This window comes from Gemella sanguinis ATCC 700632 (genome assembly GCF_000701685.1).
Taxonomy (GTDB): Bacteria; Bacillota; Bacilli; order Staphylococcales; family Gemellaceae; genus Gemella; species Gemella sanguinis.
The window spans coordinates 1-15,006 of record NZ_JNJO01000004.1 but is presented as its reverse complement, the minus strand read 5'-3'; the positions used below and the strand labels follow the sequence as shown (position 1 = coordinate 15,006).

General features: G+C 29.1%; 15 protein-coding genes and 2 tRNA genes. 4 read left to right on the top strand and 13 right to left on the bottom strand.

Annotated elements, in window-relative coordinates:
* The 12 genes from pheT to T369_RS0103105 all read right to left on the bottom strand — a co-directional run bounded on the left by pheT (position 1) and on the right by T369_RS0103105 (position 11,493).
* Positions 1-2,394: a phenylalanine--tRNA ligase subunit beta gene (gene pheT, locus T369_RS0103160; RefSeq protein WP_031551642.1), complete on the bottom strand. Its 2,394-nt coding sequence runs from the start codon at positions 2,392-2,394 to the stop codon at positions 1-3.
* 12 nt (positions 2,395-2,406) lie between these two features.
* Positions 2,407-3,429 (bottom strand): phenylalanine--tRNA ligase subunit alpha, encoded by a 1,023-nt coding sequence (gene pheS / locus T369_RS0103155; protein WP_081821896.1) that lies wholly within the window; start codon positions 3,427-3,429, stop codon positions 2,407-2,409.
* Between the two features lie 440 nt (positions 3,430-3,869).
* Complete coding sequence (gene ptsP, locus T369_RS0103150; RefSeq protein WP_031551639.1) at positions 3,870-5,582, bottom strand: phosphoenolpyruvate--protein phosphotransferase; 1,713 nt, start codon at positions 5,580-5,582, stop codon at positions 3,870-3,872.
* Position 5,583: 1 nt separating this feature from the next.
* Entirely contained in the window at positions 5,584-5,847 is a 264-nt protein-coding gene (locus T369_RS0103145) for a phosphocarrier protein HPr (protein ID WP_006364228.1), read from the bottom strand.
* Between the two features lie 322 nt (positions 5,848-6,169).
* The gene (locus tag T369_RS0103140; RefSeq protein ID WP_031551636.1) at positions 6,170-6,937 is read right to left on the bottom strand and encodes an epoxyqueuosine reductase QueH; all 768 of its coding nucleotides are present in this window, start codon (positions 6,935-6,937) and stop codon (positions 6,170-6,172) included.
* A gap of 104 nt (positions 6,938-7,041) precedes the next feature.
* Positions 7,042-7,758, bottom strand: a complete 717-nt coding sequence (locus T369_RS09400; RefSeq protein WP_031551633.1) for a hypothetical protein — start codon at positions 7,756-7,758, stop codon at positions 7,042-7,044.
* 11 nt (positions 7,759-7,769) lie between these two features.
* Complete coding sequence (locus T369_RS0103130; RefSeq protein ID WP_233417879.1) at positions 7,770-8,429, bottom strand: SatD family protein; 660 nt, start codon at positions 8,427-8,429, stop codon at positions 7,770-7,772.
* Positions 8,430-8,533: 104 nt separating this feature from the next.
* A complete protein-coding gene (ruvB, locus tag T369_RS0103125; RefSeq protein WP_031551626.1) occupies positions 8,534-9,535 on the bottom strand; it encodes a Holliday junction branch migration DNA helicase RuvB in 1,002 nt (333 codons plus the stop codon).
* 22 nt (positions 9,536-9,557) lie between these two features.
* A complete protein-coding gene (gene ruvA / locus T369_RS0103120; RefSeq protein WP_031551623.1) occupies positions 9,558-10,136 on the bottom strand; it encodes a Holliday junction branch migration protein RuvA in 579 nt (192 codons plus the stop codon).
* A 146-nt stretch (positions 10,137-10,282) separates the two neighbouring features.
* Positions 10,283-11,173, bottom strand: coding sequence for a phosphate/phosphite/phosphonate ABC transporter substrate-binding protein (locus tag T369_RS0103115; protein WP_031551620.1), 891 nt, complete (start codon positions 11,171-11,173; stop codon positions 10,283-10,285).
* A 152-nt stretch (positions 11,174-11,325) separates the two neighbouring features.
* Positions 11,326-11,399 (bottom strand) — tRNA-Cys (locus tag T369_RS0103110).
* An 18-nt stretch (positions 11,400-11,417) separates the two neighbouring features.
* Positions 11,418-11,493: transfer RNA gene (locus T369_RS0103105), tRNA-His, on the bottom strand.
* A 223-nt stretch (positions 11,494-11,716) separates the two neighbouring features.
* On the opposite strand from T369_RS0103105, the gene T369_RS0103100 reads away from it, so the two are divergent.
* The 4 genes from T369_RS0103100 (at position 11,717) to T369_RS0103085 (ending at position 14,575) form a co-directional block, all read left to right on the top strand.
* A complete protein-coding gene (locus T369_RS0103100) occupies positions 11,717-12,034 on the top strand; it encodes a PadR family transcriptional regulator (RefSeq protein ID WP_031551617.1) in 318 nt (105 codons plus the stop codon).
* On the top strand, positions 12,027-12,623 hold the full coding sequence (locus T369_RS0103095) for a DUF1700 domain-containing protein (protein WP_031551613.1): 597 nt from the start codon (positions 12,027-12,029) through the stop codon (positions 12,621-12,623). The genes T369_RS0103100 and T369_RS0103095 overlap by 8 nt, the downstream gene beginning before the upstream one ends.
* On the top strand, positions 12,616-13,572 hold the full coding sequence (locus T369_RS0103090) for a DUF4097 family beta strand repeat-containing protein (RefSeq protein WP_031551610.1): 957 nt from the start codon (positions 12,616-12,618) through the stop codon (positions 13,570-13,572). Before T369_RS0103095 ends, T369_RS0103090 begins: the two co-directional genes overlap by 8 nt.
* Positions 13,573-13,756: 184 nt before the next feature.
* A complete protein-coding gene (locus tag T369_RS0103085) occupies positions 13,757-14,575 on the top strand; it encodes a DUF6612 family protein (protein ID WP_031551607.1) in 819 nt (272 codons plus the stop codon).
* 144 nt (positions 14,576-14,719) lie between these two features.
* Here T369_RS0103085 and T369_RS0103080 read toward each other — a convergent pair.
* A partial coding sequence (locus T369_RS0103080; RefSeq protein ID WP_031551604.1) for a transposase occupies positions 14,720-15,006 on the bottom strand: 287 nt, incomplete at its 5' end.

The window sequence follows — 15,006 nt, the reverse complement described above, 5'->3', positions numbered from 1 at the left end:
CTACCTTATAATTGCTCCGTACTCATCAAGTGCTTTAAGTACTTTTTCATGAACCTTAGTTACCTCTTCATCAGTTAAAGTTTTTTGTTTATCACTATATGTAATTGTTAGGGCAATAGATTTTTTCCCAACTAATAGCTCAGGTCCAACATATAGGTCAAACAACTCAATTTTAGTAATAAGCTTACTATTTATACTTTCAATCACATCATAAATATTTTGATATTCATCTACTAAATCTACTAACATTGCTATGTCTCGTGTGATTTCTGGATATTTAGTAACTTCTTCATATTTAGGTTTAACTTTTGATTCAGAGATAACTTCGTCTAAGTTTATTTCAAATACATAAGTCTCATTTAAATCTTTATCTGATGCAACTACTGGATGAATTTCTCCAATAAATCCAATAAGTTTTTCCCCTAAATAAACTTCTGCTGTTCTTCCTGGGTGCATACCATCAATTTTTGCTTTTTTGTATGAAACTTTTTCATCTAATCCAAGTCTTTCAAAGATGACTTCTAAATAACCTTTTGCAGTATAAAAATCAATAACACTACTTTCATTTAACCATTTAGTACTGTTTTCTTCACCTGTTAATGCTCCACTTAGGTAAAGCGTTTCTTTTGGTTGAATATTATCATCACCACTACCAAAGAATACTCGTCCAATTTCTAATAGTTTTAAATCTTTTTGTTTTCTAGCTACATTGTATTGTACTGTATTTAATAATCCTGGAATTAAACTCTGACGTAGTGTTGAGTGTGTTTCAGTCATTGGCATCATTAATCTTACTTTATGATGATTATCAAGTGTATATTGAGTTGATTCCTCATCTGAAACTAAAGAATAATTAATTGTATCGTTAAATCCTAACCCAACATATACTTTTCTTAAATCACGAATAGCACGTTGAGAATATGTTAAACCACCTTTTGTAGTTTTAGAGAATTTTGGTAAAGTTGAGGCAAGATTATCATAACCATAGATACGAATTACTTCTTCAACTAAATCTTGTTTAATTGATATATCAGGTCGACGTGTAGGAATTTTAACAGTTAATTCTTCACCGTTTACTTCCACTGAAAAACTTAAACTTTCTAGAATAGAAGTTATTTCTTCAGTTGATAAGGTAATACCTAAGTAGTTGTTAATATAACTTGTACTAATAACTACTTCATTTTCCTCTTCTTTATTTACAACACCTACTGATGCCTCGACAGTAGCATTAGGACATAATTCTAATATTAGTTCCACAGCTCTTTGTATGGCTGCTTTTTGCATATTAGGATCAATACCTTTTTCGAATCTTGCAGAAGAATCACTTCTTAATCCGTGAGCAGCTGATGTGCGACGTATACTAACAGGGTTGAAATACGCTGATTCTAAAATAATATTTTTAGTATTATTACTTACTTCTGTATTTTTTCCACCCATTACTCCACCTAATGCAATTGGTTTTGTTCCGTCAGTAATTACTAAATCACTTTCTTTAAGTTTTCTTTCTTCTCCATCTAGGGTTTCTAATACTTCCCCTTCTTTTGCATTTCTTACTACAATACTATTTCCAACTAAATCTTTATCAAATGCATGCATTGGTTGACCAAATTCAAGCAGTACAAAATTCGTAATATCAACAATATTATTAATAGGACGTATACCTGAATTCATTAAACGTGTTTGAAGCCATAATGGAGAATCTTTAACTTCAATATTTTTAACTACTTGTCCTAAATAGTTTTTACATGAATCACTTTCAACTACTACTTTTAGTTCAGTATCAGAATAATTTTCTTCAACTTCACTATCAGGAAAAGTAACTTTTTGATTATATAGAGCACCTAATTCATAGGCTAAACCTCTCATACTTAAAGCATCTGCTCTATTTGGAGTTATAGATAGATCTAGTATATAATCATTTAAACCTAATACTTCGACTGCATCTGCTCCAAGTTTTTGTTCACTTTCGAAAACATAGATTCCATCTTGATAGTTTTTAGGAACTACACTTTGATTTAACCCTAGTTCTTTTAGTGAACAAATCATACCTTGTGATTCTACTCCACGTAGCTTAGCTTTCTTAATTTTAATTCCAGGTAATGTAGCTCCAACTTTTGCTACTATTACATATTGACCAGCATCAACATTAGGAGCTCCACATACTATTTGTAATTTATCTTCTTCTCCAACATTAACAGTACATACATTTAGTTTCTCAGCATCAGGGTGTTTTTCTTTAGTTTCAACATAACCTACTACCACATTAGAAATATTATCTGCTAAATATTCCACACCTTCAACTTCTATTCCACCACGAGTAATTTTCTCTGCTAAATCAGTAGCATTATCCTCTATATTCGTATATTGTTTTAACCAATTATAACTTACTAACATTGTTACCTCCTATTAATCGTTTCTATCACTATTAAATTGTTGTAAGAATCTAACATCATTTGTATAGAAACTTCTTATATCGCTAATACCATATTTTAGCATCGCTACACGTTCTGGTCCCATTCCAAATGCAAATCCACTATATACTTCAGGATCAAAACCTGCCATTTTTAGTACATTAGGGTGAACCATCCCTGCACCTAAAATTTCTAACCATTTAATATTTTCTTCGTCATCTTCATTTCCCCAAGAAACATCAACCTCTACTGATGGTTCAGTAAACGGGAAGAAACTTGGACGAAGACGAATTTTTTTGTTTTCTCCAAATACAGCTTTAATAAAGTGCTCCAATGTCCCTTTTAAATCACTAAAAGTAATATTTTTATCAACAACTAATCCCTCAATTTGTGTAAATTGATGAGAGTGAGTTGCATCATCATTATCTCTACGGAATACTTTGCCAGGACAAATTATTTTTACTGGTCCTTCACCGTTAGCTTTTAACATTTCGCGAGCTTGAACAGGTGATGTTTGTGTTCTCATAAGTAATTCATTAGTAATATAGAAAGAATCTTGCATATCACGAGCTGGATGATCCTTAGGTAAGTTTAACATTTCGAAGTTAAATTTATCTGTTTCAACTTCTGGTCCTTCTGCTACAGAGTATCCCATTGAAATAAAAATCTCTTCAATTTCTTCTATAATTTTATTTAATGGATTTACCCCACCCAGGCTTACTTTTCTACTAGGTAATGTAACATCTATTTCTTCACTAGCTAATTTTAATTCTAATGCTGCTTTTGCTAGTTCCGCTCTTTTCTCCTCTAAGCTATTGTTAATAAATGTTTTTACCTCATTTACTAATTTACCGAAGCTAGGTCTTTCTTCAGGAGAAAGGTCACGCGCACCTTTCATAATATCAGTAAGAGCACCTTTTTTACCTAAAAATTTAACTCTTAAATCATAAAGCTCTTTTTCATCTTTTACTTCTTTTACTAATTTAAGATATTCTTCTCTAATTTTTTCTAAAGACATAAAATCCTCCTTAATTTATATATTATAATATTCTTTTGTGATTATAAGTACTTTTAATTATCCAAAATAAAAAGCCCCTAAAGAACATAAAGTTCTTAGGGACGAATCAATCGTGGTACCACCCAGCTTCAAAGCATACGCTTCCTCAAAACAAAATACACATTTTGTTAGTTTAATAACGGGTACTACCCGATTGTACTCATATTACACTCATACAATTACTCATAAGCTGAAAATATATAGCTAGTTAATACAACTCTCTCAGTCAAAAAGTTGCTCCCTGTTAAAAACTATCAATATACCGTCTTAATCATCGTTTTTAAAAATTATATTTAAAATAATAATATAAAACACGCATAATGTCAACTATTATACGATATTTAATAATAAATCTAGCCTAAATAAAAATACACTCTCAAGTAATTGAGAGTGTTATTCTATTATTTTGTATATTCTTCTACTAATTCAAGAACTTCTTCAGTTGTAGAGCACATAATTGCTTTATCAACTAATTCCTTCATTTTTTCTAGTGATAAGTTTTTAATTTGGCTACGAGCTTGTAAAATTGAAGTAGCTGACATAGAAAACTCATCAAGTCCCATACCTAGTAACAGAGGAATTGCTAGTGTATCTCCAGCCATTTCTCCACACATACCTGTCCATTTACCTTCTTTGTGAGATGCTTCAATAACATTTTTCACAAGACGTAAAATTGCTGGATTATATGGTTGATATAGATAAGAAACTTTTTCACTCATACGGTCTGCTGCCATTGTATATTGAACAAGGTCATTAGTACCGATTGAGAAGAAATCAACTTCTTTTGCAAAAATATCAGCAATAACAGCAGTTGATGGAATCTCAACCATAATACCTAATTCGATATCATTACTTACTGCAACACCTTCTGCAACTAGTTTTTCTTTTTCTTCTAAGAATAAAGCTTTTGCAGCTCTAAACTCTTGAATTGTTGCGATCATTGGGAACATAACACAAAGCTTACCATATACTGACGCACGTAATAATGCTCTAAGTTGTGTTCTAAATAAATCTTTTTCTTCTAAACATAAACGAATAGCTCTGAATCCTAAGAATGGATTCATTTCTTTTGGTAAATCTAAATATGGAAGTTCTTTATCTCCACCAATATCTAAAGTACGAACAACAACAGGTTTGTCACCCATTCCTTCTAAAACAGCTTTATAAGCCTCGAATTGCTCTTCTTCAGTTGGAAGTTGGTCACGTCCCATATATAAGAACTCTGTACGATATAAACCAACAGCTTCTCCACCATTGTTATTTACACCTTCTAAGTCAGCAGGTGTTCCTATATTTGCAGCTAAAATAACTTCATGACCGTCAGCAGTTACAGATTTTTCTGTTACTAGTTTAGCCCATTCTGCTTTTTGTTCTTCGAATTTAGCATGTTTTTCACGGTATTCCGCTGTTGTAGCCTCATCAGGGTTTACAAAGACAACACCATCTAATCCATCAAGAATTAAAACATCACCATTCTTAACTTCTTCAGTTATTGTACTTGTTCCCACTACAGCAGGGATTTCTAAAGATCTTGCCATAATAGCTGAGTGAGATGTACGTCCACCGATATTAGTCGCAAAACCTTTAACAAATTGTTTATTAAGTTGAGCTGTATCTGATGGAGTTAAGTCTTCAGCTATAATAATAACTTCCTCATCAATTAAACTTGGATTTGGTAAATCTACACCTAAAAGATGAGCTAAAATACGTTTAGAAACATCGCGAATATCAGCTGCACGTTCTTTCATATATTCGTTGTCCATAGCTTCAAACATAGAAACAAACATATCTGAAGTTTCTTTAAGTGCATACTCTGCATTAATAACTTTAGATTCTATATCTGTTTTTACAGTTCCCATAAACTCTGGATCTTCTAAAATTAGAAGATGTGCTTCAAAGATTGCTGCTTTATCAGCTCCAAGATTTTCTAATGCTTTTTCTTTAATAATAGTTAATTCTTTTTTAGAAACTTCAATTGCTTCTTCAAATCTTTTAACTTCTGCTTCTACATCTTGAATTTTTACTTCTTTAACTGATAAATCAGGTTCAACGAATTTATATGCTTTTGCAAAAGATATACCTTGAGATGCTGCTATACCTTTTAGTTGTAACATATTATACTAATCCTTCTTTCTTCATTGTTTCTTCTAATGCATTGATTGCTTCTTCTTCATCAGCACCATCAGTGTAAATAGTGATTTCTGCATCTTTACCAACACCAAGACTCATTACACCCATAATAGATTTTAAGTTAACTTTACGTCCATTGTACTCTAATTCAATAGTAGATTGGAATTTAGAAGCAGCTTGTACTAAAAGTGTAGCTGGTCTAGCGTGAATTCCTGTCTCGTCGATTACTTTATATCCTCTTTGTAACATAGTTTATGTCTCCTTTATTAAAAAAATATTTACATTCAAATAATAACATATGAAAGCAATATTTACAAGTATTTTCTATTTGACTAAAGGTTAAACTTTTTCTTAATTCTTAATTAAGAAAGCCGTTTCTTTAATACTATACTTGATTACAATCAAATCTATTGAAAATATCATGAAAATATAAATTTAATGATAAAATAAAAGATTATATAAGAAAAAGAAAAGAAAGTTATTTAATTTTCAAATAACTTTCTTTTTAATAATTAATGTCTATATTTTATTAAAAATTGTTTAGTTTTTAGTTTTATATTGTAAACTTTCTCTATTTTACTATTTCGCCACCAGTTTTTATAATAGATTTAAATCTCTCATAATCTTCATGATTTCTATTAAATTCACGTGCATTTTTATTTATTTCTTTAAAATCAATTCCCTGATCCGTTGCTGCAAATACACATCCACAGTAACATTGTCTATATATATTGTAGTCATTACACATTTCTATAGAACGCTTATAACCATTATTCTTTTTAAAATCAGATGGTAAATAGTATATTGAGACCTGCTCTTGAAGAACATATCCTGCTTCATTTATAACTGTTGCATTTTTCTTTGGACTTAAAGTCAGTGCCGAAGCAAAATAATCATAACCTAACTCTTGAGCTTTTAGCGCTGATGAGTCCAACCTCATCTCATAACAGATATGACATCTATCTCCACCTTCTCTATCTTCTTCATGACCTTTTACTGCACGAATAAATTTACTTGGAGCATATTCATCAGCTAAAAATTTTATCTTTTTCTCATTTCTTTTATTAAATTCTTCAACAAAATCTTTTTGTACAAGCATACGCTTTATGTATTCTTCTTTTGGATGAATATTAGAATTTGAGAAAAATATTGTTATGTCACTAAATTCAGATAAGTATTCTAATACATAAGTACTACATGGTGCACAGCATGAATGTATTAGAATTTTAGGTCTAAAATCTGTTTTTTCCCATTCTTTTATTAATTCTTTAAGTACATTATCATAATTAATTTTTTGATTTTTATGTCTAGTATTTATAAATTGTTTACTATCAATCATTTACTTAAATTTCCTTCTACTACTATAATTTATTTATAAAGTTTAATATAAAATATAATATTTTACAACCATTTTCTATTGATTTTTTATTTCTTTTAATCTATTTACAAGTACAATAAAATATATGTAACTAAGACACTTATCATACTAAATAATGATCCTATTAAATAATATTCTGCAAAACTTTGATTTTCTGAAATCTTATTATATCTTGCAACAGACTTCGCTGTAAAAATCAGACCTATTGCTGCAAATTGTCCCATCAATACAAATATTCCCATTATTAGTCTTTCTAAAATTCCAACTACTGCTCCTGCTCCTTGAACTAATGTTTCATCATTTTGAGCAACTTGAAATCTACTGAAAAATGTTTTAAATATTTCATTTACTGGTTTTCCTATAATACTAAAGAACAATAACAATCTAAGTATATTACTCATATTAGAATTAATAAAAACCTCCTTACTATCAATGTTAAAAGAATAGATAGTAATAATTAATATGATTAATATAATATTCGATATAGCGGTAATATACTTATTACCTAAAATTTGAACATAGTCGCTATCTAAAATATACCAAACTCCTAAAGACAATAAAATAATTATTAGCACATATATTTTTTTCTCCGGAATTAAAATAAACGCGACTACAAATATTAATAACTGAATTATTCGATTTAATGATAAACCAAATTTTGTATCACCCATCACTTTACTCTTAGGTACATAATATTCGGAGAATACAATACCAAATAAAAATAAAGTTAACACTGGATTGGATAGAAAAAACTCTGAAAATCCTATATATAATTTATCCATTAGTACACCTCCTAAATTGATTTTATGAGTAATTCATTAGCTTTTACTCTATTATTTAAATATATTTTCAAACCACTAGCCTTTAATCTTTTGTTAAATGCACTTGGACTAATATTTAATCTATTTGCTACTATATTATTTGAGAAGCTTTCTATATAAATATTATCATCTAATAAAACTTTTAAAATATCATATTGTAAATCAGTCCATTTTGCTTTAATAAAGTCACTAGATAATAACAATGAATTTATATTATCCTCCAAATCTTTATCCTCTAGACATACACCTACTTTTTTATAACCATAATAGTTTTTAGCGTGAACTGTATTTATAGCTTCTCTAGCCTTCCAATAAGCTGGACCATCAGATTCTATACTTTGCTTTTTATTAATTTTTGTAAGTATATCTCCTCTCCCTATACCGAATCTTATTTCGTATGGTAAAAAACTCAATGAAATCTCATCAATTATCTGAAATATATGTTTATTAGGTAAAAGTAAAGCTTGAAATTCATCTCCAGTTGTTACAGTAAATGGAGAAACTAAATACTCTTTATACTTTTTATTAATAATCTTCATTAAATTTAATAATTTCACTTGAGCTTCTGCTCTATCTTTTATATTTTTTGATGAAATAATATCACCTATTAATGCAATATACAAATCTACCACCACCTTTATTTCTATTATAACGGAAATTTAATATTATTTCCACTGTAAAGGAAATTATAAAAAGATTAAAAATAAATTCAATTATTTTTAATCTTTAGTATAAATTATTCAGCTTTATATTTCAATCCTAAATGCTGATAAGCTTTAGGTGTCGCTCTTCTTCCTCTTGGTGTACGTTCTATAAATCCTTCTTTTACTAAGTATGGTTCATAAACATCTTCTATTGTGATACTTTCTTCTCCTATAGTTATTGCTATAGTTTCTAATCCAACAGCTCTTCCGTCATAACGCTTAATTAAACATTCAAGTATCTTATAGTCAATATTATCTAAACCTTTTGAGTCAACTTGCAATAAATCTAACGAATCTTTTGCTAAACTTTGTGTAATAATACCATTGTTTTTAACTTGAGCAAAATCTCTAACTCTCTTAAGTAGTCTATTTGCTATACGTGGTGTTCCTCTAGAACGCATTGCTATTTCATATGAACTCTCTGTATCTATTTCACAACCAAAAATATCAGCTGTTCTATTAATAATGTTTTGTAGCTCACCTATATTATAAAACTCTAAGCGACAATGTACCCCAAAACGATCTCGTAGAGGTGCTGTAAGTGCTCCTGCTCTTGTTGTTGCTCCTACTAACGTAAAGGGAGGTAGTTCAATTCTTATACTACGAGATTCATCACCTTTACCAATAACTATATCAAGATAAAAATCTTCCATTGCTGAATAAAGTATCTCTTCTATAGATCTACTAATACGGTGTATTTCATCAATAAAAAGAACATCACCTGGTTCTAAACTTGTAAGAATTGCAGCAAGATCACCTGATTTTTCAATTGCGGGTCCTGAAGTATATTTAATTCCAACTCCCATCTCATTAGCAATAATAGTAGCTAATGTAGTTTTCCCTAAACCTGGAGGACCATATAACAAGCAATGGTCTAATACTTCAGATCTTATTTTTGCTGCTTCTATAAATACTTTTAAATTATTTTTAATTTGTTCTTGCCCAATATATTGACTTAATAATTTTGGTCTTAATGACTGTTCTTCTCTCTCTTCACCATCATTTTGATTAGCTGAGACCATTCTTTCGTCCATCATTTCCTCCTTTCTCAGGATATTAAATACTAATTAATAATTTTAATCCTTGTTTAACATAACTATCTACACCATCATAATCAAATGCAGATAATTTCTTCTCTATTTTTATAAGTTCCTTCTTACTATAACCTAATGCCTCTAATGCTAATAATGCATCTTTTAGGTATTGGTTTGCGTTATTATTTGGTGTTGATGCTGTTGCAGCAAAATCAACCTTACCTTGTAAATCTAAAATAATCTGTTGAGCAGATTTTTTTCCAATTCCAGGGAACTTAGTTAGGTATATCGCATCTTGTTTTTCTATTGCAGAAATGATTTCTTCACTAGTTGCACCTGCCAATATAGCTAGTGCACTCTTTGGTCCAACACCCTTAACTTTTAGTAATAATAAAAATACCTTCTTTTGTTCCTTCGTAGAAAATCCATAAAGAGTATTTGAATCTTCACGTACTTGTTGGCTTATAAATATTTGTTTTTCTTCTTCTAATTGATATTCATATGGATTAGCTACTACTATTTCATAACCTATTCCATTATTGTCTACTACTATATTTGTTGGATTAATCTCAGAGATCTTTCCTTTTATATATGCATACATTAAAATTCACACTCCTAATCAATTATATTATTATAGAATTAAATTATAAAAATCTCAAGCATTTTGTTATAAACTTCGTAAATATAAAATAGTTCTTTACTTATAAAAAATGAACCTAGCATTATCACTAGGTTCATTGTTTTAAATTATTTTACTTTGTCTAAATCAACATTCATAACTTTTGCTGTTTCTTCAACTTTATTATATGCTGTTTGATCTACTTCTTCAAAACCAGTTATACTAAACATCTTAGTAAATAACTCTTTCATCTTCGGATCTTTGTCCATATCTAGTAAAGCTTGTTTTAATTTTTCTTGTAAATCTTTATCCATTTTACTAGATGCTGTTACCATAATACCAGGTATAGTATCACTACTTGCTAATTTTTCTATATCTGTTAATGCAGCAGGAAAGTCTTTTGCATATCTTTCTTCAACACCATCAAATGTAGCTATTACATCTACGTCTTTATTTAGTAATAGTTGTAAACTTTTATCATGTCCACCACTAAATTGATATGAGATATCTTTATCAAGATTAATACCAGCTTTAACTAACATAGCTCCTGGATAAATATAACCTGAAGATGATGAAGGATCAACAAATGCAACCTTTTTACCTTTAACATCTTGTAATGATTTAATACCAGAGTCTTTTCTTACGTATAACTCAGCAGTATACCCCGATTTACCAGTTTTACCTTTTGATGTTAACAGTGGTTGTGCATTACTTTGCTTTTGAGCAAGAACAGCAGAAAATGGAGGAATAATACCGAAGTCAACACTTCCACTTCCAATGCCTTCAACAACACCAATATAGTTACTTGCCGTAAACGCCTCTACTTTCACACCCATTTTTTGACTTAGGTAATCAGCGATAGGCTTAACGTCTTCAACTAATTGTTCACTATTTTTCAGAGGAACAAATCCCATTTTAATTACTTTTTCCTCAGATTTTTTTTCTTCCTTTTTAGATGAACAACCAACTACAGAAAAAATAAATACACAGCTAATTAAAGCCAATAATAATTTTTTCATATTATTTCCTCCTAATTATTTATGAAATATATGTCACCTTTTTACATTTTATCATATTTTAATATAGATATCTATAGTTTTAATCGTATTCACTACTACTAGCAAAAAAAAGGCAAAAAAAAAATACATCTAATTATTTAGATGATTAAAATTGGAGGCGGCTACCGGATTTGAACCGGTGATCAAGGTTTTGCAGACCCGTGCCTTACCACTTGGCTAAGCCGCCTGATATATTTAATTTTAATGGGGCGGCTGAAGGGAATCGAACCCTCGAATGTCGGAACCACAATCCGATGCGTTAACCACTTCGCCACAACCGCCATATTTACAACAATACTAATTATACATTTTTATCCATATGATGTCAAGTTATTTTTTATATTTTTTCTCTTTACTATTTAGATAACATATTTTCTCTCTAACTATTACTAATTCCTATTTAACAAAGTAAATACTATAGTTATTTAAATAATATTTTATACAATACTACTTGACACACTATACTATGTATTGTATAGTATAGATGAAAGGAGTAAGAACACAATGGAAGCACAACTTAAAAGAGGTTTATTAGACATATGTGTACTTGCCACTTTAAGAAATTCTGAGTCATATGGCTATAAAATAATCAAAGACGTTTCTGAGATAATCCCTATCTCTGAATCGACACTCTACCCTATTCTTAAACGATTAGAAAGTAATAATTGTGTAACTACCTACTCAGTAGAATATAATGGGAGATTAAGGAAATACTATAAAATTACTGATTTAGGTTTAGAGAAAATACAAGAATTTCTAAAAGACTGGCATATCATCAGCAATGCTCATAAATATATTTTAGGAGATGAAAATTATGAATAAAAATAGTTTTAACAATATTTTATATGAAAATTTAAAAAATTATTTACCCTACGAAGATATACAAAGAACACTCAACTTTTTTAATGAAATTATCAACGATAAAATTGAAGAAGGTATACCCGAAGAAGAAGCTATTAGACAATTAGGTAGCATTTCATCTATTGTTGATCAAATATTAGAAGAAAATAATATTAACAACAGAAAAACAAAATTAGTATGGCGTTTTAAACCTAATGGAGTTATTCCAATTATAATACTAGTATTTACTTTTCCATTGTGGATTGCATTTCCAATTATTCTATTTTCTTTAGCAATTGCATTTGTATCAGTATTACTTGCTTTACTTATAACCCCTATTTCATTATTTTATTGGGCTGTAAAAGTTATCTGTTTTAACATATTTAATACATATAATCTTACTACAGCTGAATTCATATTTTCTATAGGTGGTGCTTTTGTAACCTTAGGCTTATCAATACTAATGACAATATTAATCGCAAAATTCATAAGCTATTGTTTCAATAATAAATGGAAATTTAAAGCTACTTTAACGAAAATATTTAAAAAAGAGGTGTCAGTATATGAGTAAACTAATTAAACTATCACGAAATTTTATAATAATAGGAATAGTTTTAATGATTATTGCCGTTATAATGAACGATGGAAAGATACCTTTATTCGCAAATCATTACGAAGAAAAACATTACGTTAAACTTGCTGATAATATCAAATCTATTAATATTGATGCAATCAATGATGATGTTACTGTAGAACCTAATGATTCAGATAATATAGAAATAAGTTACTATGATAGTCAAATTTCACAATATAAAATAACAGATAGCGATAGTACTCTAACTATTAAAGAACAAGATGACAATATTCTAAAACTAAACTTTAACTTTATAATTAAGAGAAAAAATTTAATAATTAAAGTACCGAAAAAATTGATTCCTGAACTTGAGTTACGCAATACTGTTGGTAATGTAAAATTAAGTGATTTAAATTTAACAAACGTAAAAATCACATCTAATGTTGGTAATATTAAATTAGAAAAGCTTAATATTACTAACTTATCTATCGAAAACACTGCTGGTAATACAGTCGTGGCAAATATTAATTCTGAAGATGGAGAATTTAATATAAACAGCGAATCTGGTAATATATACATAACTACTTTAAATAACTTTAATATAGCTAATATAAAAAATGCATTTGGTGATGTTTCATTAAATGACTCTTCATCTACTAAATTTAATATTGATAGTTCTACTGGAAATACCCATATTAATGACTTAAATAATAATTCAATCGAATCAATTTCTTGTAAAATATCCACTGGTAATATTAATGCTAAAAATATAAATGCTAGTAAACTTATATCACTTGAAGCACGATTTGGAAATATTTATGCAGACATTTCAGATAAAGAAGATAACTACTCTAGTTCAGGTAATACATACTATTCTAAATCTGGATCAAAAATAATATTAGTAAAAACTGAATATGGTGATACTCGAACAAACTTTATAAACTAAAAACTTAAAAAAACCAAGCATATAACTGTTTGGTTTTTATCATTTCAATCTCAAAAAATTTTCCTATTAAAAATAGTTTGATATAATCATATGTATAGTTAATTGACAATTTTACATAAATAAATTATTATATTTATGTATAAAACATTTTGTATTATATAAATAAAAAATATGGAGGATTCTAATGAAGAAATCTTTAAGAAAAATTCTTTTAATAATTTCTACTGTTGTATTATCAGTTGTTTTAGCTGCATGTGGATCTAAAGGTGAATCTAATAATAATTCTAATAGTAACTCTAATAGTGAAAGCACTGCATCTAAACCTCTTACATCTCAAGAGATTATTGATAAATATGCAGAGGTAACAAAAAATATTAAAAGTACAAAATTTGATCTTAAAATCAATATGGATGTTAAATCTGGTGATGAAAGTATGAAACTTAGTTTAGCAATGGATGGTGCTGTATCAACTAATCCAATCGCTATGCTTATGAACTATAAAGAAACAGCAGACGATGAATCTCGTGAAGCATCTTTATACGTAAAAGACGAAAATACTTTCTATGCTAAAAATGGTTCATCAGGAAAATGGCAAAAACAAAGTACAACTGATTCAATGAAAAAACAACTTGAATCTATGAAACAAATTGCCGCTACTGATAAATCTGTAGACTTTTATAAAAATAATGCTTCAGACTTTAAAGTTGAAGAACAAGGTGATAAATATGTATTAACATACACAGGTAATGATTCAAAATTCATCGACTTAATCAAACAAAATAGTGGTACAGCAGAAAATGCTAAAGGTTTTGATGATGTTGAATTCACTAAAATTTCTGTTAAGTTTTCAGTTAAAAAATCAAACTTTGAACCAGTTGATCTTTATATAACTGCTGATTTCCACCAAAAAGACAACAGCTCGAATACAGCAAAAATGGAAATGACAAATACATATTCTGAAATTAACACAGTGAAAATCACTGCTCCACAAGGAATTGAATAGAACTTTGAACTCCAAGTAAATTATTACTTGGAGTTTTCAGATTGTTGACAAAAATACCGAAATATCAAGCTATTATTGATGTTATGGTATTTTTTTTCAAAAAAAATAAGCCTTAAGGCAAAAATTCAGTAGTATTAAGAGGTTTTATACCTCTCTTAATGCTATTGTTTTCATATTTTGAACGCAACAAGACAGCCAAGCGTACGACTGTACTTTGGCTTTTCCTCTATATTGTGCATACCTGTATCCGTGATTTTGTTTAGAATCCGCAAAGCTACGTTCTATTGTTTCTTTTCTTCTCTTATACAATAGTTTTCCTTCTTTTGATATACGTCTTAACCTAGCTTCATCATAATAATCCGCATTTATATGGCGTCTTATTATTTTCTTCTCGTTTTTATCATCACTTTTATATTGTTTATATCCATTTC